Genomic DNA, 17013 nt, shown 5'->3' with positions numbered 1-17013 from the left:
CTGGGCTCATTGTCAAGTTGGGATGCCGCGCATGGCTCAGGAAAAGCAGGATACGGGAACGCTCGGCAAGGCGGTTCAGCTTATTGATCTCGTTTCACGCTGCGATGAGCCTGTGCGCTTCACCGATCTTCTGAAAATGACCGGACAGCCACGCGGCAGCCTTCATCGGCAATTGCGCCACCTTCTGGCGGAAGGTCTGCTCGATCAGAACAAGGACGGAGCGTTTTCGCCGGGCTTGCGCCTTCTGGCCTTTGCATCGCGCGCATGGGCAAGAAGTTCGGTTCGTCAGCTTGCGGAACGGCACATGCTGGCGCTGCATGAGGCCACGGGCGAAACCGTCCATCTTGGCATGCTGCGCGGCACGGAGATCATTTATCTCGACAAGCTGGAGAGCAAGCAGGCCGTGCGCATGCATTCGCAGGTGGGCAATACCTCTCCTGTCTACTGCACGGGAATCGGCAAGGCAGCGCTGTCCTGCCTCTCGGAAAGTGAGCTGCATTCGCGCCTAGATCAATTGATGATTAATAAATTCACACCGCACACGCTGGTCGACAAATCCTCGCTCAAGCGCCAGCTGGAGGCTGCAAAACAAGAGGGTTGCGCCTTTGATCTGGAAGAACACCAAGTTGGGATTCGCTGCGTTGCCGCGCCCATTCATGTGCCGGATCAGGACTTTCTAGGGGGTATATCAGTAACCGCACCAGCGTTCCGTACCGATCTGGAACAGTTGAGCCTTTGGGCTCCGGCTGTCAAAGAGGCTGCGCAAGACATTGTCGCCGATATTCTGTCCGGGCTTGGCCCGAGTCGTTAATCTGTCGCAGAATCCGTCCTTTTTCACTCGATAATTCCTGTCGATTTACCGTTCAGTTGCGAAAAGTTGCAATAGCGCCAATAGGCATCCTGCGGTAAGCGTGCATCCGGCAGCGCCGCTTCGTCGGTCGTATCAGCTGACCAAGCTTTAGGATTCGCAGATAAAATCATGGACATAGATCAGCGGCAGTTAGCCGAAACCCCGATTGCTCGCTGGCTTGATGAACTGGCCGCACTGGAAACACAGTTCGACATTTTCCGTTTCATGCGCAGACTGGCGGAGGGCTATGGCAACCGCGCCTTCCTGATCGCGCAGCTTCCGGATCCTGCAACGTTGGAGTTGTCCGGCAAGACGATTATCACAAACTGGCCGAGCGAGCTTTTGACCCTCTTCGACAAGGCGCAACTGCTCCACACCAGCCCTCTTGTGCGCAAGCTGAGGGACACCACCATCCCCTTCACATTCTCCATGGACCAAATCGCGGCGGAGCGGGGAGACGACACATCCAAGCGCCTGTTTGAACGGTTTGGTCTGACGAATAGCGCAATCTTTCCTGTCCATGACGACTCAGGCCGAAGGGGCTGCGTTTCCTTCTCCGGTGACAAGGCCGAGTTCACGCTCACGGAGATGATGGAGCTTTCCTTTCTCTCCATCCATATCTTCCAGCGCCTTGCAGGCATTCGCCAGCGGGATGAAAAAACGGGCGGCGATCTGGTGGAGCGGGAAATTTCCTGCCTGATCTGGACGGCGGCCGGAAAGACAAGCGCCGAAATTGCTGAAATCCTGCAGCTTTCGGAGCACACCGTCAATCATTACCTCAACCGGGCCACCAAGAAGCTGGATGCGGTCAACCGCACGCAGACGGTAGCGAAGGCTTTGCGCCTCGGATTGATCAAATAGACGATGCCGTCATACAGGCATCTAAGCTACATTTTTTGTGCAGGCTGCGACGCACAAAAAACCGGCAGTGCGCAAGCGTGCCGTGCATTGCATCGGGTGAGCGATAGGCAAAGGAAAGAATAAGGTCGTTGCCTCAGCCGTTTGCCAAAGCGGAAAACACGGCGCGTCTCGAAAAAAGTTTCCCTTTCTCTCGAACTGGCATGCCCTGTGCATGTCAGTCATTGGTCCAGAGGGGACTGAAAAGCGCACGAAGATGCGCGGAGAAGAAAAAGCCGTCGTCTGGCATGCGCGTTGCCAAAGCGCAGCAGCCGGGCGGCGGCGTTTCTCGTCCGGACGTCCTACCGCCGATTGCCGCACAAGAGGTCTATCCTGCGATAGCGGGTTGCCACCGTTGCGCCAGCGAACCTATATGTCTCTCCAATACTATTTCCACGCCCTCACCAGATGATGGGCAGTCAGCAGGAGCAGGCATGTCCGAAGTAACGAAGGATACGGTTATCGAGGCTTTGCGAAAGGTGCGCGGCCCGGACCTGGAAGGTGATATCGTATCCCGGAACATGGTGTCGGATGTTTTTATCGCCGACGGTAAGGTCTATTTCTCCATTTCCGTTCCGGCAGAACGGGCCAAGGAGTTGGAGCCCCTTCGCATGGCGGCCGAACGATCGGTTACTGCAATACCCGGCGTAAAGAGTGCCTTGGTCACGCTGACGGCGGATCGCAAGGCCGGTGCGCCGACGGCAAAGCCCGCCGCTGTCGGCCACGGCCATTCTCATGCCCATGGACACGCGCATGGTCATTCCCATGCGCCAGGTCCACAAGCCGGTGCTGTGCGTCCCCAAAAGGCGGGTGTCCCCGGCGTCGGTGCCATCATCGCTGTGGCCTCGGGCAAAGGTGGAGTTGGCAAATCCACGACCGCCGTCAATCTTGCGCTTGGAATGCTGGCCAACGGCCTGCGGGTCGGCATCCTGGATGCGGATATTTACGGCCCGTCGGTGCCGAAGCTTCTGAAGATTTCCGGCCGCCCGCAACAGATCGAGAACCGGATCATCGTGCCGATGGAAAATTATGGCCTCAAGGCCATGTCCATGGGCTTCCTTGTGGAAGAGGATGCCGCCATGATCTGGCGTGGCCCCATGGTTCAGTCCGCCATTCTTCAGATGCTGCGGGACGTGGCCTGGGGTGAGCTGGATGTACTGATTGTCGACATGCCCCCCGGTACGGGCGATGCGCAACTGACCATGGCGCAACAGGTGCCGCTGGCTGGTGCGGTCATCATTTCCACGCCGCAGGATCTGGCCCTGATCGATGCGCGCAAGGGCATTGCCATGTTCAGGAAGGTGGAAGTTCCGCTTCTCGGCATTGTCGAGAACATGAGCTACTTCCTCGCTCCCGATACTGGCGCGCGCTACGATATATTCGGCCATGGCGGTGCCCGCGCCGAGGCTGAGCGGATTGGCGTGCCATTCCTCGGCGAAGTGCCGCTGACTATGGATATCCGCGAGAAATCCGATGCCGGAACACCCGTCGTGGTTTCCGATCCGCAAGGCCCTTCGGCCCTGATCTATCGCGACATTGCAAAGCGCGTTTGGGAGCAGTTTACCGGAAGCAAACAGCGCCAGGCTCCGGCAATCCTATTCGAGTAAAGGCGGTAATGCGACTCGTTTTGCTTGCAATCGAAGGGGGCTAGTCTTATACGCCGCCTTCGTTTGGGCCAGCTCCTCACCTGAGGGAACGAAAAAAAGCTGGTCCGGGTTAACATGTGCCGCGTGTTTCCGGCACGGAGTTGCTGCTTGATCAACGCCTACCTGTCCGATGGCTCGACGATGAGGCTCTCGCCGGAAGAGCCGCTGGCTGCCTTTCCCGAAGGCATCGTCTGGCTTGACCTGATCGGCCCCGGGCCGAAAGAGGAAAGCCATGTCGAGCAATTGCTGGGCGTTGACATTCCAACCCGCGACGAATTGAAGGACATTGAGCCTTCCAGCCGGCTCTATCTGGAGCAGGGTGCGATCTATATGACCGCCTCGCTTGTCTGGCGGGCTGACTCGCACGATCCGCAGCTGACCGATGTCGGCTTCATTCTGTCCGGCGATCGTCTGGTCACCGTGCGCTATGCTGATCCGAAGTCCTTCAACCTGTTCATCGCGGCCTTGGGGCGCGTGCCGGAGGATGCGTGCAACGGCCCGACGCTGCTGGCCCATCTGCTTGAGACCATTGCCGACAGGACCGCAGAAATTCTCGAGACGGCCATAGCCCGCCTTGACCGGCTTTCGAGCGATATCTTCCGCGACAGGGAAACACGGCGACCACCCAAATTTCTCGAAGGTAAGCTGGCTGAAATCGCCGAATCCCATCGTTTGGTGGGCAAAGTGCGCGACAGCCTGGGCTCGCTCTCGCGACTAATCACATTTCTTTTGAACACCCCCGCTATTCAGAGCGACGAGAATGTGCGCAATCTGTGCGCGACTGTGGGACGGGACGTGACCACGCTTTCGGAGCATGCGGGTTTTGTGGCGGGCAATATTTCTTTCCTTCTGGATGCTTCATTGGGCCTGATCAATGTTGAGCAGAATGCAATCATCAAGATCTTCTCCATTGCCTCGGTGGTCTTTCTGCCGCCCACCCTCGTGGCATCCATTTACGGCATGAATTTCCAGTTCATGCCGGAACTCAACTGGAGTCATGGCTATCCGCTGGCGCTTGTCGCCATGCTTGTTTCAGCCGTAGTCCCCTTCTTTTTCTTTCGTTGGAAAGGCTGGCTTTGACGCCAGATCACCCGATGGCTCATGCTTCTGATGCACAGACTCAAGACCCGAACAGCCTCAGACACTTTGTGGGGCTGACGATCGGCTCGATCGGCGTCGTCTATGGCGATATTGGCACAAGTCCGCTTTATGCCTTTCGCGAGGCGCTGCGCCCGGTGTCCGCCGATGGCGTGACGCAGATGGAGATCATCGGCATCATCTCGCTGATGATCTGGACGCTGACCATCATCGTCACCATCAAATATGTGCTGTTTCTGCTGAGAGCGGATAACGACGGTGAGGGCGGCACGCTGTCCCTGCTGGCCATGTTGATCAAGACCGCAGGCGGCAGCAAGACGATCCTGATCTTTCTCGGGCTCATCGGAGCAGCGCTGTTTCTGGGCGATGCCATGATCACGCCAGCCCTTTCGGTCATGTCTGCGGTGGAGGGCCTGAAACTCGTCACCCCCGCTTTCGATGAGTGGGTGCTGCCGATCTCGGTGGTCATCCTGATTGCGCTCTTCGCCATCCAGTCACAGGGAACAGCCAAGGTTTCCCGTTATTTCGGCCCCATCACGGCGGTCTGGTTCATCGCCATGGGTGCCGGCGGCGTTCTGCATATCACCGATGATATTTCGATCCTCTGGGCCTTCAACCCGATCTATGCGGTGACCTTCCTCATTCACGAGCAATTTGTCGGTATCGTGGTGCTCGGAGCGGTGTTCCTGACGGTCACGGGGGCGGAAGCTCTTTATGCGGATCTCGGCCATTTCGGACGCCGCCCCATTCAGTGGGCCTGGTTCCTGCTGGTCTTCCCGGCGCTCACACTGAATTATCTGGGGCAGGGGGCTTTGGTGATGAAGCATCCCGAAACCATGGAAAACCCCTTCTATCTGATGTTCCCCTCCTGGGCGCTTCTGCCCATGGTGCTTCTGGCGACGGCTGCCACCATCATTGCCAGCCAGGCAGTCATCACCGGGGGCTTCTCACTGGTGCGTCAGGCAATTCACCTTGGCTATCTGCCGCGCATGCAGATCCTTTTCACATCGGAAACCAATACGGGGCAGATCTTCCTGCCTGCCGTGAACATCATCCTTTTGGTGGGTGTTCTGGCGCTTGTGCTGGGCTTTGAAAGCTCCGATGCGCTGGCCACGGCCTATGGTATTTCCGTCACCGGTGCCATGGTGGTGACAACGCTGATGGCGTTTGAATTCGTGCGGGCGCGCTGGCACTGGCCGCGTCTTCTGGCAGCTGTGGCACTGGCACCCCTGCTTGTGCTGGAGTTGATCTTCCTTGGCGCGAACCTGTTGAAGATCCATGATGGCGGCTATGTGCCCGTCTTGATGGCCATCGCCTTCACACTGATCATGTGGACGTGGAAGCGCGGAACGCTCATTCTTGCGGAAAAGACCAAGCGTATCGATGTGCCATTGACCAGCTTTGCCACCTCGATCGAAAAATCGATCGAAAACAAGAGCGCGCATGCGCCGGTCAATGTTCCGGGAACCGCGATCTTCCTGACCAGCGATCCGGAATCGGCGCCTGCCGCCCTGATGCACAATTTGAAGCACAATCATGTTCTGCATGAAAAGAATGTGATCTTGACGATCCGCACGGTCAACAAGCCGCGTGTGGCGCAGGAAAACAGTTTCTCCGTCGAAAAGCTGAACGATCGCTTCACCTTGATCGAGCTGCGCTACGGCTTCATGCAGTCGCACAATGTCTCACAGGCACTGGGCTATCTGCGCAAATGCGGCATCAAGTTCGATATCATGTCGACCTCTTTCTATCTCGGGCGTCGCAAGCTGGTGCCGGATGCCGAATCAGGCATGCCCATGTGGCAGGATCGCCTCTTCATCGCGCTGGCCAACACCTCCACCGATCCGTCGGATTACTTCCATCTGCCCGCCAATCGCGTGGTGGAACTCGGTTCGCACGTCATTATTTGACGAGGAGATCCCTCACGCTCGCGTGAAGGCGGGCGTGAGTCCCTGCGCGTTAACCCTCCATTTAGGTTAATATTAGATTCTCCTCGCTGAAGAGTTGACGCGTTGGAGTATGCGGTTTTGCGTGTGGATCTGCGTAAAGTAAGAAGAACAGGGCGGCTTTCCCTGCGCGACCGCTGGACCTCGCCCGCATGTCTCGGGCTGGTGGCCTGGCTTGTTTTTCCCTCTCTTCCCGGTCACGGCGATCTGACCGATCTGTTCACCGGTTTCGATCGTGGAAGCGCCCAATGGCGGATGGTGCTGACCAATTCGCCCGCAGGCTCTTTGCACACCGCAGAGCTTGCCTTTCCGGCCGAAGAGCAGAGGCTGGTTGCCGATGCGGGCCTATCCTTGCCCGATGGGCGCAAGATTGCCTTTACGGCGGGTTCCAAGAATGACCAGACCGTGCCGGATGAAGAGCGTGTTAATCGTTCCGGCAAGAAGGGGCGGGTGGTTGCTGTAGAGCCTATGCTGCCGCCGCGCGCCTTCAGCGCCGGATCCGTGCTTCAGCGCAGCAGCTCACTTTTGGCCCCGGTGGCCCGCAACGCCGATCATGTCGCTTTCGTAAAGCCCCCCAAGGCAGCCGAAGAAGTGAAGCTTGCTGCTTTCTATTTCCGTCGTGAGGAGGAAAAGAAGCCGCAGACGGCTGTCTCGCCCATGGTGGCGAGCCTGATGAACAATGACAAGGGTGATGTTCTGGCTACCGCCTTTGCGCCGGCCAAGCCCGATTTTGCCCGTCAGTCGCCCTTCGATGCCATTCTGACGGAAAAGAAGGATAATGGCCGCTTCGTCCCCAGCATCGGGCCGGACGATCATGCCTGGGCGGCAACGCCGCTGCCAGCTGGTGTGTTTACGCCGGAAGAACAGCAATGCCTGGCATCTGGAATTTACTTCGAGGCGCGTGGCGAATCGGTGCGCGGACAGGCCGCCGTCGCTCAGGTTATCCTCAACCGCGTGCGCAATCCGGCTTATCCCAAGACAATTTGTGGTGTGGTTTACCAGAATGAAGATTGGCGCAACCGCTGCCAGTTCTCTTTTGCCTGTGACAATATCAAGGACAGAATACGCTCCGAGCAGCATTGGAAACTGGCGCGCGAGGTTGCCCTGGCAACGACTGCGGGCAGGATCTGGCTCAAGGAAGTAGGCTCTTCAACCCATTATCATGCGGTTTATGTGCGGCCAAACTGGGCCCGCACCATGAAAAAGGTAGGCCGCATAGGGCTGCACGTCTTTTACCGCACCTATGGCGGCGGCTGGAGCTGACGGCGGGTGATTCCGTCGTCGCGGGGGCATAAAGCATATACGTCTCCCCTAAATAATTGATTTCACGTGATGATTTTGTTCTGGATGAGCCTCGGTTAACGCCTTGACTATGGGGGCGCGCAAAACTATGTTGCGCCCGACTTCAAAACGGGCCGGAAGGCGCTATTTCCCAAGGCTTCGAGAGAGGCTTGAGGCTGCAAATGCAGCCTGCTGAAGCCAGGGAGAGGCGCATGACGGACAACAGGGATGATAGTCTGGAGCAACGACGCGAGGCTCTTTCCGCAAAACTGGCGGCAAGAGAGCGCAGCGAGGCAGTGGAAACCGCAAAGGAAAAGCAATCCGAGGAAAGCCGTAAGGGAATGGCTCTCGGGTTGAAAATTTCCTCTGAGTTTATTGCGGCCATCGCTGTGGGCGGTTTGCTTGGCTATCTGCTCGACCGTTTTGCCGGTACGGGGCCTTGGGGGATGATCGTTCTACTCCTGCTTGGTTTTTGCGCCGGTGTGCTGAATGTGCTGCGTGCCCTGGGTATGGTTGCCCAGCCGGGATCCTTCGGGGACGGTGACCACAAGGGCGGCAGCTGAAACGACGTGATGAGGTAATCTGCCGATTGCGGCGGGTGCAAGGAAGAGAGAAGGTAAAGCGGTGGCCAACGATCCGACGCATCAGTTCCAGGTCTTCAAGATCGTCCCGATCGAAATCGGTGGCATCGACTTCTCGTTCACCAACGCTTCGCTGTTCATGGTTGCGACAGTCGCCAGTGCGGCGGGCTTCCTGTATCTGGCCACGTCCAGCCGCGGGCTCATCCCCACACGCATGCAGTCGGTGGCGGAGATGTCCTATGAATTCATCGCCTCGATGCTGCGCGAAGGCGCCGGCAACCAGGGCATGAAGTTCTTCCCCATGGTTTTCTCGCTGTTCATGTTCGTGCTGACCGCGAACCTGCTCGGCATGTTCCCGTATTTCTTCACGGTTACCAGCCAGATCATCGTCACCTTCGTATTGGCATTGTTTGTCATTCTGACGGTGGTGATCTACGGTTTCTATAAGCATGGCCTGCATTTCCTCAGTGTGTTTGCGCCGTCTGGCGTGCCCAAGGTGCTGCTGCCGCTGGTGTCTTCCATCGAGATCATCTCCTTCCTGTCGCGCCCGATCAGTCTGTCTGTGCGTCTCTTCGCCAACATGCTTGCCGGTCACATCACGCTGAAGGTTTTCGCAGGCTTCGTTGCTTCCATGAGTGCGCTCGGTGCACTCGGTGTTGGCGGCGCGGTTCTGCCGCTCTTGATGACAGTCGCCATGACTGCTCTCGAATTTCTCGTTGCTTTCTTGCAGGCATATGTCTTCGCGGTACTGACTTGCATGTACCTGAACGACGCCGTGCATGGTGGTCACTGAGAATATAGTCGCGGGTCCCGGCATGCCGGGCCCTTACTAGCCGCAACAACCATTTCGAAGGAGTATCCATATGGAAGCGGAAGCAGCAAAGTTCATCGGCGCGGGTCTCGCATGCCTCGGCATGGCTGGTACGTCCCTCGCACTCGGCCGCATTTTCGGTGATTACCTCACCGGCGCTCTGCGCAACCCGTCTGCCGCTGACAGCCAGTTCGGCCGTCTGGTATTCGGCTTCGCCGTTACGGAAGCTCTGGGCATCTTCTCGCTGCTCGTTGCTCTTCTTCTCCTGTTCGCCGTCTAATATCGGCCTGGAGTTTGGATCACGGCCGCTCGAAATACAGCGCGCCGTGATTCTTCGTATTTGAATACCCCTGGAGGTGATGATGTTCGTGACACCGGCATTCGCGCAAGGCGCGCCGGCCAATGGCGATACGAATGCAGCAGTTGGCGTTCAACCGGCTGGCGAAGTCCATACTGAAACCGGTGTGGCGCACGGTGATCATGCCACTGGCGTGTTTCCGCCCTTCGATAGCTCGAACTATGCGTCGCAGGTCCTGTGGCTCGTCATCACTTTTGCTGCATTCTACTGGGTCATGCAGAAGGTGATCGTACCGCGTCTCGGCGGTATCCTCGAACACCGCCATGACCGCATCGCGCAGGATCTTGATGAAGCGTCGCGCCTGAAGGCTGAAGCTGACGCCGCTGTCGAGACCTACGAAAAAGAACTTGCGGATGCCCGCGCAAAGGGCAGCGCAATCGCTGAAAGCGCACGTGAAGCCGCCAAGGCCAAGGCAGCCGCTGATCGTGCCGCGATCGAAGCTGAGCTGGTTGCCAAGATTGCTGCTGCTGAAGCACGCATTGGCGACATCAAGGCGCAGGCGTTTGCCGAGGTCGGCGCTATCGCCGAAGAGGCTACGACAGCCATCGTCGATCAGCTGATCGGCGCCAAGGCATCTGCCGACGACATCCGGGCTGCGGTTTCCGCTGCCAAAGTAGAGGCTTGAGCACCATGGCATTGGACGCATCATTCTTTGCACTTGTTGCACTCATCCTGTTCTTCGTGCTTCTGGCCTACCTCAAGGTCCCCGGCATGATGGCTAGCGCTCTGGACAAGCGCGCCGACAACATCCGTGACGAGCTGGAGCAGGCCAAGCGCCTGCGCGAAGAAGCTCAGGCTCTGGTGGCAGAATACGCGAAGAAGCGCCAGGAAGCGGAAGCCGATGCTGCAAACATCATTGCTTCTGCAGAGCGTGAAGCTGCTGCCCTGACCGAAGAAGCGCGTCAGAAGACGGAGGAGTTCGTGGCCCGCCGCAATGCGCTGTCCGAACAGAAGATTCGTCAGGCAGAAGCGGATGCCATTGGCGCCGTGCGTGCCGCAGCAGTTGATCTGGCAATTGCAGCTGCTGAGAAGATCATCGCCTCCAAGGCAGATAGTTCAACACAGCAGGCTTTGTTCGCCCAGTCGGTCGGTCAGGTTAAGGCTCGTTTGAACTGATCCTTCTGATCCTGTTACAATGTTTATGAAAAGGCTGGGGAAACCCGGCCTTTTCTGCGTTCTGGATTGGGCGTCTATGTATTGCACCTCCGCACATAGCCAAAGACGCAAGCGTGCATGGTGCCGTTTTCTGGACACGACTTTTCCCAGACCGCGTGAAGCCATGTGCGGCTAATAGTCTACCTTGGGTTAGTCCTTGCGCAGGGGGCGGAAGCTCATGCGATGGAGCGGGCAGGGGCCGTGTTCCTCGATAGCGCGCCGGTGATGTGCAGTGCCATAGCCGGAATGTTTTGCAAAGCCGTAGTTTCCGAAGAGTGCATCGGCGCGCCCCATCATCCGGTCGCGGGTTACCTTGGCAATGACGGAGGCTGCGGCAATTGAGAGGCTGCGGGCATCGCCCTGAATGATAGCCTTGGCTTCACAATCCAGCGCAGGTGGCACATCGCGCCCATCGACGAGAAGATAATCCGCTCTGATGGGTAGACCGGCGACTGCCCGTCGCATGGCATCCAGGCTGGCGCGCAGAATGTTCTGCTCATCAATGCTGCGGGGGCCGGATGAGGCTATGGAAACATGAGCGGTATCAAGGATTTCCTCGAACAAGCGCTCGCGCTGCTTGAGCGTCAACTGCTTTGAATCATTCAGTCCGGCAGGAATATGATCGGGATCGAGGATCACGGCGGCCGCCACCACAGGCCCTGCAAGCGGGCCACGACCGGCCTCATCGGTGCCAGCAACGGGCCAGAAGCCAGCCCGGCGTGCAGCCGTTTCCAGACTGAAATCGGGTTGCGGAGCCGCCAGTTCAAAAAGGGCGGGAGAATCGGGTGGCGTGACACGTGACATGCGGCTTCACTCGCACGCACACCCGATCTCCTGCAAGCCCCGTGGAAGCCAATTCAGGCGGTGCGGCTTCCTGCCTGAGGGGATCAGGCATACGGGGCGAACCAGCTGCGGCGGCTGGAACTGAAACTTTAAGATTCACACCTTCATCTGACCTGTGAAGAGCATTTGCGCCAAAGTTTCAGGGAAGCCGCGCAAGCCCTTGGTTTGATTCAGAACGTCAGGTGTTTCAGAAGATCATGCAGCAAACCGCTATCCCTCGCGGCTCCATATTGCCTTTCACTTTCATGAGCTTTGAGAACGAGCAGCGCATCCGCTCCGCTTAGCTATAGCAGCGATAGCTGAATGCCGCCGCCATCCGGGCGAATGAACAGATCATCCCGCAGGGCCACGCCACGTCGACCGAGACCAAGGCGTTTCGTTGCCATTTCGAAGCGGCGGGAAATTTGCCAGGCATAGGGGCCTTCTCCCTTCATGCGCTTTCCGAATTCAGCGTCGTAATCCTTTCCTCCGCGCATGGATTTGATGAGCGACATCACATGCCGGTAGCGCTCCGGGTAGTGGCGCAACAACCAGTCGCGAAAGAGGGGGCTGACCTCCAAGGGAAGTCGCAGCAGGATATAGCCTGCCACCGATGCACCAGCGGCCTTGGCGGCCTCCAGAATGCGCTCCAACTCATGATCGTTGAGGGCTGGTATCAGCGGCGAAACAAGGGTCGCCGTTGGAATGCCTGCATCGCTTAGCTGGCGGATGGCATCGAGCCGTTTTTCCGGGGTGGAGCAGCGCGGCTCCATGGTGCGAGCCAGTTTGCGATCCAGCGTCGTCACGGAAATTGCCACTTTCGCCAGCCCCTTCGCCGCCATATCGGACAGGATGTCGATATCGCGTGTAACCATGGCCGATTTGGTGACAATCATGACCGGATGATTGGCTTTGCTCAGCACTTCCAGAAGCTGGCGCATGATGCGCCATTCCTTTTCGATGGGCTGGTATGGGTCGGTATTGGTGCCAATGGCAATCGGCTTGACCTTGTAGTCGGGCTTGCTCAATTCGCGTTCCAGAAGGCGTGGTGCGTCCGGTTTTGCAAAAAGCTTGGCCTCGAAATCCAGCCCGGCGGAAAGCCCCATATAGCTATGTGTCGGTCTGGCGAAGCAATAGATGCAGCCATGTTCGCAGCCACGATAGGGGTTGACCGAACGGTCAAAGGGAATGTCGGGAGAATCGTTGCGCGTGATGGCAGTCTTCGGTTTTTCGATCTGCACCGTCGTCTTGAACGGTTCCAGCTCTTCCAGGCTCTGCCAGCCATCGTCGAAGCTTTCGCGGCGCTTTTCCTCAAAACGGCCGCTTGGATTGAGACCTGCGCCACGGCCACGGCGACGTTCTTCCTCCACCCTGAGGCCGGAAGACTGAACCAGAGCATCGGCAATATCTGCCCCATGGGCAGGCGCAAATGCAACCTGCCGCAACTGCGACAACTCGTTCATTGGAAAACTCCTGACGCCTGCGGCCACTGCCGAGCGATGCGTTGAACCTAACGCGCAAAAGAGAACATTGCAAGAACAAATTTGGCGTAGCCTGATGATGGCAATCCGTCATGCAATCGGCTAAAGGTCATCTATGCTGACAGTGCTGATGGAATGTCGAGATCAGGAGTCTGAACTGGCGCAGACCTTGTCTGTGCTGGTGGCGGGTGCCGTTGAAGGCCTCGTGAGTGATGTCGTCATTCTCGATAAGGGTTCGAAAGACGGCAGCGCCCGCGTTGCCGATGCGGCAGGCTGCCGTTTCCTGCAGGACTGGGACTTGCCGGATGTGCTCAAAACCCTTCGCGGGGAATGGGTGCTACTGATAGAGCCGGGAGCACGGCCGCAGATGGGCTGGATCGACGAATTGGCGGAGCATATGGCCCATAGCCGCCAGCCAATCCGTTTCTCGCTTTCCCGCAATTATCGAAGGCCATTGCTGGCGCGGTTCCTGCACCGGCGTGGTCCCCTGGAAATGGGTCTGGTTCTGCCGGCGTCGCTGGCACTCTCGAAAGCAAAACCGGCTGCGGGGCTCACCGATCTGGCGGCCGGATTGAAACCGTTTCGGCTTGCCTCGGAAATGGTGCCAAGCTGGGCGGCTTCACGCGCCTGAACCGTCTTATCCGCTGTTGCGCTTCAGATGTTCATTCAGGCGCGGCATGATTTCAACGAAATTGCAGGGCATATGGCGGTAATCGAGCTGCCATTTCAGAATGCCGTCCCATGCATCCTTGCAGGCACCGGGAGATCCCGGAAGCACGAAAATGAAGGTCGCGTTTGCCACGCCGCCTGTGGCGCGGGATTGGATGGTGGATGTGCCGATCTTGTCATAGGAAATGCGGTGAAAGACTTCGGAGAAGCCATCCATGCGCTTCTCGAACAGTGGCTCCAGCGCGTCTGGCGTCACATCGCGGCCTGTAAAGCCCGTGCCGCCGGTGGTGATGACCACATCCACTTCGTCGGAGAGCGTCCAGTTGCGAACCTGCTCGAAAATCTGCTCCCGGTCATCGGCAACAATAGCACGTGCGACGAGCGTGTGGCCCGCCTCGGCAATCCTTTGAACCAGCGTGTCGCCGGATTTGTCGTTGTCCAGCCGCCTTGTATCGGAAACGGTTAGAACCGCGATGCCAACGGGAATGAAGGGTCGGCTCTCATCAATGCGGTGCATCAGGCTTGGCTCCCTGTCAGTGTGTGGCTTGCGGCCAGATACCAGGTCGGATGGGTCTCTTTGAGGCGGGAAAGTGCCGCCTCAACCTCGGCCTGAGAGTGATACAGCGCGAAACAGGTTGCGCCTGAACCAGACATTCGAACCAGGCCCGCGCCACTTGTTTCAAGCGCCGTGATCACGGTGGAGATCTCTGGTACCAGCTCTTCAGCCGGTGGCTGCAGATCATTGCGCAGATTATGCAGATAGGGCCACCAATCCGCCCCTTCAAGCGGGAAGGGTGGCAGGGGCGGGTTATTGCGCTTCGTCAAAGCCCGGAAGATCTCCGGCGTCGATACGCCGACCAGCGGATTGGCAAGAAGAATGGGGAAGGCGGGCAGATCGGGAAGAAGGGTCAGCTCCTCTCCTATGCCGCGTGCGACAAGCGGAGTGCTGGCAAGACACATGGGCACATCTGCGCCCAGTGAAACGGCCAGCGTCTTCAGCTTTGCCTCTGGAAGATCGAGCTTCCAGAGCCGCGACAGCCCGCGAAGGGTTGCAGCGGCATCTGCCGATCCGCCGCCGATACCTGATGCAATCGGCAGGTTCTTCACCAGCTTGATGCGGACCGGCGGCGTTGCGCATCCAAGGTTTTGCGCCAGCTGGCGCAGGGCGTCCCGCGCCCGCAGCACAAGATTATCGTGCTCTGCGCCCAGCAGCGCGCCAAACTGTCCTTCAACGTGAAATCCGTCCGCCTCGGAAGGCCAAAATTCCAGTGCGTCACCCAGATCGACAAAGGTGACCAGGCTATCCAGCAGGTGATAGCCATCCGCGCGGCGTCCGGTCACATGCAGCGCGAGATTGATTTTTGCGCGCGCTGCTTCCGATATCGATCCTGCCATGGATCAGTTTTTCTTGGCGGGGATCTTCAGAACCTGCCCCGGATAGAGCCGGTTCGGATTGCGCTTCAGCTCCGGATTGATCTCGATGATATCCTGAATCCGGTCGCCATTGCCCAAGGTATCCGTGGCGATCTTCCGCAGTGTGTCGCCCGCGCCCACCGTGTAGTTCTGCAGTTCTTCAGGCTTGCCGCCGTTCTGGGCATCCGTTGCCACTGCAGGCGCGGTTGCGGCGGGGGAAGACATGGCCGTCTGAACCGGAGGCGTTGGCGCCTCGGCCAGACCTTCGCGGATCTTCTGCTCGATCTTGGGGATTTCAGTTGCTTCCGGCTTCATGGTCAGCGCCCGCTGCCACTGATACTTGGCTTCCAGCTGCCGTCCAACACGCCAGTAGGCATCGCCCAGATGGTCATTGATCGTGGCATCGCCAGCCCGCAACTGAACGGCGCGTTCCAGTTCCGTCACGGCGTCATCGTAGCGGCCAAGGCGATAATAGGCCCAACCCAGCGAATCGACGATGTAGCCATCATCGGGGCGCAGATCCACGGCCTTGCGGATCATGTTGAGACCTTCCTCAAGGTTCCGGTTCATGTCCACCCAGGAATAACCGAGATAGTTCAGCACCTGTGGCTGGTCCGGATTGAGTTCCAGAGCCTTGCGGAAATTCGGTTCTGCCTTGTCCCATTCCTTCAGGCGCTCATAGGCAATGCCGCGCTGGAAGAAAACAGACCAATCGGTCGGGCGTGGCGCAGGCCCGACGACATCTACGGCCTTGTCATAGATGCGGGCCATTTCGGCATAGTCTTTCGCATCGGAAAGCACGCTGCCATAGGCAATGTAGCTGCGGATGTCGGAAGGATCCGATTCCAGAAGCGATTTCAGGTGCTGCTTCGCGCCCTCCATGTCGCCGGTCTGGGCAAGTGTCAGGCCGAGTTGCAACTCGGAAATGCGCCGCATCGGCGAATCCTGCGGCACGCGACCGTAAAGCTCGATGGCCTGCTTCGGCTGCTCCAGCTTTTCGGCAATGCCGCCCAGAATGATCAGCGTATCGGCGCTTTTCGGGTCGAGAGCATGGGAGATTTGCAGATAGAGCGAGACCATCTCCTCCGCGCCCTGGCGGTTGAGGGCGCCGCCAATGGAGAAGAGAACGGCTGCTGCCCCTTGCGTGGCGTCGGCAACCTGCTGTTCGGGCTTTTCGCCGCGCTCGATGCTGGCGCGCAATGCCTTCAGCGGCGCATAGTTCAGCATCAGGCGTTCCGCGACAGAAATCGCGTCCAGCGCCTTCTGCTTGTTGCCCTGTGCCGCTTCCAGCCGTGCCAGCGCCATCACGGCGCGCATGAAGGTGTCCGGTGTGGTGGCAACGCCTTCCTCACTGGTAATGGCTGCGGTCAGATGGGTGCGGGCTGTGGCAACATCGCCGGCCACAATGGCCATTGCGCCCATGTGATATTCGGTAAAGACCTTGAACCAGTCCGGCCCCTTGAGGGACTTGATCTGTTTCACCGCCTCCTGGCCCTTGCCTGCGCCAACCTTTGCCCAGGCAATGAGCAGGGAATGGGTCAGGCGGTCCAGATCGTTGCCGCCCTTATAGGCAAGGATTTTCTGCGCTTCGGCATACGAGCCTTTGCGAATGGCTTCCAGCCCGCGAACGATGGTGGTGATGCGTTCGACAGCCTCATCGTCCTTCAAGGCGTTCACATGCTTCAGGCTTTCATCGAACTGCCCGTTCATCAGCAGCGAAACCATCAACCGCTCGCGAATGTCCAGATTGGCGGGCTCGAATTCCAGCGCCTTCTGATAGAGCGTGATGGCGGTCGCGTAGTCATGATCCACATCGGCCGTGCGTGCCGCAAGGAACGCGCCGGAGAAGGTGTTGACCTTGTCAGCCGAGAAGACCGCCGATTCCGTGACCGGCTTATCCTGTGCCGATGCAAGACCGGGCGCAACCGTCGCCAGCATGAGAGCCGACACGAAGGCCGCGCCGGATAGCAGACGATGGGCGAAATTCTGCCGCATGAAGGTGCCT

The 17013-nt window shown here is 58.4% G+C and carries 16 protein-coding genes and 1 pseudogene; 12 read left to right on the top strand and 5 right to left on the bottom strand.

The window, feature by feature from the left end:
* Nucleotides 1-31: 31 nt before the first annotated feature.
* From ACFSE1_RS10205 to ACFSE1_RS10155, 11 genes are all read left to right on the top strand, one after another.
* Entirely contained in the window at nt 32-811 is a 780-nt protein-coding gene (locus ACFSE1_RS10205; RefSeq protein WP_377400298.1) for an IclR family transcriptional regulator, read from the top strand.
* A gap of 168 nt (nt 812-979) precedes the next feature.
* Entirely contained in the window at nt 980-1711 is a 732-nt protein-coding gene (locus ACFSE1_RS10200) for a LuxR family transcriptional regulator (RefSeq protein ID WP_377400295.1), read from the top strand.
* Between the two features lie 470 nt (nt 1712-2181).
* Complete coding sequence (locus ACFSE1_RS10195) at nt 2182-3354, top strand: Mrp/NBP35 family ATP-binding protein (protein WP_377400292.1); 1173 nt, start codon at nt 2182-2184, stop codon at nt 3352-3354.
* 147 nt (nt 3355-3501) lie between these two features.
* Nucleotides 3502-4473 (top strand): magnesium transporter CorA family protein, encoded by a 972-nt coding sequence (locus tag ACFSE1_RS10190; protein WP_377400289.1) that lies wholly within the window; start codon nt 3502-3504, stop codon nt 4471-4473.
* Nucleotides 4474-4487: 14 nt separating this feature from the next.
* Complete coding sequence (locus tag ACFSE1_RS10185) at nt 4488-6401, top strand: potassium transporter Kup (protein WP_377400286.1); 1914 nt, start codon at nt 4488-4490, stop codon at nt 6399-6401.
* Between the two features lie 123 nt (nt 6402-6524).
* The gene (locus ACFSE1_RS10180; RefSeq protein ID WP_377400789.1) at nt 6525-7700 is read left to right on the top strand and encodes a cell wall hydrolase; all 1176 of its coding nucleotides are present in this window, start codon (nt 6525-6527) and stop codon (nt 7698-7700) included.
* Between the two features lie 230 nt (nt 7701-7930).
* Entirely contained in the window at nt 7931-8281 is a 351-nt protein-coding gene (locus tag ACFSE1_RS10175) for an AtpZ/AtpI family protein (protein WP_377400283.1), read from the top strand.
* A gap of 61 nt (nt 8282-8342) precedes the next feature.
* A complete protein-coding gene (locus ACFSE1_RS10170; protein WP_377400280.1) occupies nt 8343-9092 on the top strand; it encodes a F0F1 ATP synthase subunit A in 750 nt (249 codons plus the stop codon).
* A 70-nt stretch (nt 9093-9162) separates the two neighbouring features.
* Nucleotides 9163-9390 (top strand): F0F1 ATP synthase subunit C, encoded by a 228-nt coding sequence (locus ACFSE1_RS10165; protein ID WP_137132375.1) that lies wholly within the window; start codon nt 9163-9165, stop codon nt 9388-9390.
* A gap of 82 nt (nt 9391-9472) precedes the next feature.
* Entirely contained in the window at nt 9473-10093 is a 621-nt protein-coding gene (locus ACFSE1_RS10160; protein ID WP_377400277.1) for a F0F1 ATP synthase subunit B, read from the top strand.
* A 5-nt stretch (nt 10094-10098) separates the two neighbouring features.
* On the top strand, nt 10099-10584 hold the full coding sequence (locus tag ACFSE1_RS10155) for a F0F1 ATP synthase subunit B (protein WP_377400274.1): 486 nt from the start codon (nt 10099-10101) through the stop codon (nt 10582-10584).
* Between the two features lie 189 nt (nt 10585-10773).
* On the opposite strand, the gene ACFSE1_RS10150 is transcribed toward ACFSE1_RS10155, so the two are convergent.
* Both ACFSE1_RS10150 and ACFSE1_RS10145 read right to left on the bottom strand, forming a co-directional pair.
* Nucleotides 10774-11427, bottom strand: a complete 654-nt coding sequence (locus ACFSE1_RS10150) for a ribonuclease HII (RefSeq protein ID WP_377400271.1) — start codon at nt 11425-11427, stop codon at nt 10774-10776.
* A 323-nt stretch (nt 11428-11750) separates the two neighbouring features.
* On the bottom strand, nt 11751-12908 hold the full coding sequence (locus tag ACFSE1_RS10145) for a PA0069 family radical SAM protein (RefSeq protein WP_377400268.1): 1158 nt from the start codon (nt 12906-12908) through the stop codon (nt 11751-11753).
* Nucleotides 12909-13041: 133 nt separating this feature from the next.
* Here ACFSE1_RS10145 and ACFSE1_RS10140 point away from each other — a divergent pair, with 133 nt between their 5' ends.
* On the top strand, nt 13042-13557 hold the full coding sequence (locus ACFSE1_RS10140) for a glycosyltransferase family protein (protein WP_377400264.1): 516 nt from the start codon (nt 13042-13044) through the stop codon (nt 13555-13557).
* A 6-nt stretch (nt 13558-13563) separates the two neighbouring features.
* On the opposite strand, the gene moaB is transcribed toward ACFSE1_RS10140, so the two are convergent.
* The 3 genes and pseudogenes from moaB to ACFSE1_RS10125 all read right to left on the bottom strand — a co-directional run.
* Entirely contained in the window at nt 13564-14112 is a 549-nt protein-coding gene (moaB, locus tag ACFSE1_RS10135; RefSeq protein ID WP_377400261.1) for a molybdenum cofactor biosynthesis protein B, read from the bottom strand.
* On the bottom strand, nt 14112-14990 hold the full coding sequence (locus ACFSE1_RS10130) for a 4-(cytidine 5'-diphospho)-2-C-methyl-D-erythritol kinase (protein WP_377400258.1): 879 nt from the start codon (nt 14988-14990) through the stop codon (nt 14112-14114). The genes moaB and ACFSE1_RS10130 overlap by 1 nt, the downstream gene beginning before the upstream one ends.
* Nucleotides 14991-15242: 252 nt before the next feature.
* A pseudogene (locus ACFSE1_RS10125) lies at nt 15243-17003 on the bottom strand (tetratricopeptide repeat protein); the annotation flags it as partial.
* Nucleotides 17004-17013 lie beyond the last annotated feature (10 nt).

The sequence above is a fragment of the Affinirhizobium helianthi genome (genome assembly GCF_042680945.1).
In the GTDB taxonomy this organism is placed as follows: domain Bacteria; phylum Pseudomonadota; class Alphaproteobacteria; order Rhizobiales; family Rhizobiaceae; genus Neorhizobium; species Neorhizobium helianthi.
This window is presented reverse-complemented; position numbering and strand designations above follow the sequence as displayed.

What these genes read in the sequence shown, in the direction of transcription:
- ACFSE1_RS10140 (WP_377400264.1), top strand. Translation starts at nt 13,042, where the DNA reads ATGCTGACAGTGCTGATGGAATGTCGAGATCAGGAGTCTGAACTGGCG.
- ACFSE1_RS10145 (WP_377400268.1), bottom strand. Translation starts at nt 12,908, where the DNA reads ATGAACGAGTTGTCGCAGTTGCGGCAGGTTGCATTTGCGCCTGCCCAT.
- ACFSE1_RS10160 (WP_377400277.1), top strand. Translation starts at nt 9,473, where the DNA reads ATGTTCGTGACACCGGCATTCGCGCAAGGCGCGCCGGCCAATGGCGAT.
- ACFSE1_RS10195 (WP_377400292.1), top strand. Translation starts at nt 2,182, where the DNA reads ATGTCCGAAGTAACGAAGGATACGGTTATCGAGGCTTTGCGAAAGGTG.
- ACFSE1_RS10200 (WP_377400295.1), top strand. Translation starts at nt 980, where the DNA reads ATGGACATAGATCAGCGGCAGTTAGCCGAAACCCCGATTGCTCGCTGG.
- moaB (WP_377400261.1), bottom strand. Translation starts at nt 14,112, where the DNA reads ATGCACCGCATTGATGAGAGCCGACCCTTCATTCCCGTTGGCATCGCG.
- ACFSE1_RS10205 (WP_377400298.1), top strand. Translation starts at nt 32, where the DNA reads ATGGCTCAGGAAAAGCAGGATACGGGAACGCTCGGCAAGGCGGTTCAG.
- ACFSE1_RS10175 (WP_377400283.1), top strand. Translation starts at nt 7,931, where the DNA reads ATGACGGACAACAGGGATGATAGTCTGGAGCAACGACGCGAGGCTCTT.
- ACFSE1_RS10185 (WP_377400286.1), top strand. Translation starts at nt 4,488, where the DNA reads ATGGCTCATGCTTCTGATGCACAGACTCAAGACCCGAACAGCCTCAGA.
- ACFSE1_RS10130 (WP_377400258.1), bottom strand. Translation starts at nt 14,990, where the DNA reads ATGGCAGGATCGATATCGGAAGCAGCGCGCGCAAAAATCAATCTCGCG.
- ACFSE1_RS10150 (WP_377400271.1), bottom strand. Translation starts at nt 11,427, where the DNA reads ATGTCACGTGTCACGCCACCCGATTCTCCCGCCCTTTTTGAACTGGCG.
- ACFSE1_RS10155 (WP_377400274.1), top strand. Translation starts at nt 10,099, where the DNA reads ATGGCATTGGACGCATCATTCTTTGCACTTGTTGCACTCATCCTGTTC.
- ACFSE1_RS10165 (WP_137132375.1), top strand. Translation starts at nt 9,163, where the DNA reads ATGGAAGCGGAAGCAGCAAAGTTCATCGGCGCGGGTCTCGCATGCCTC.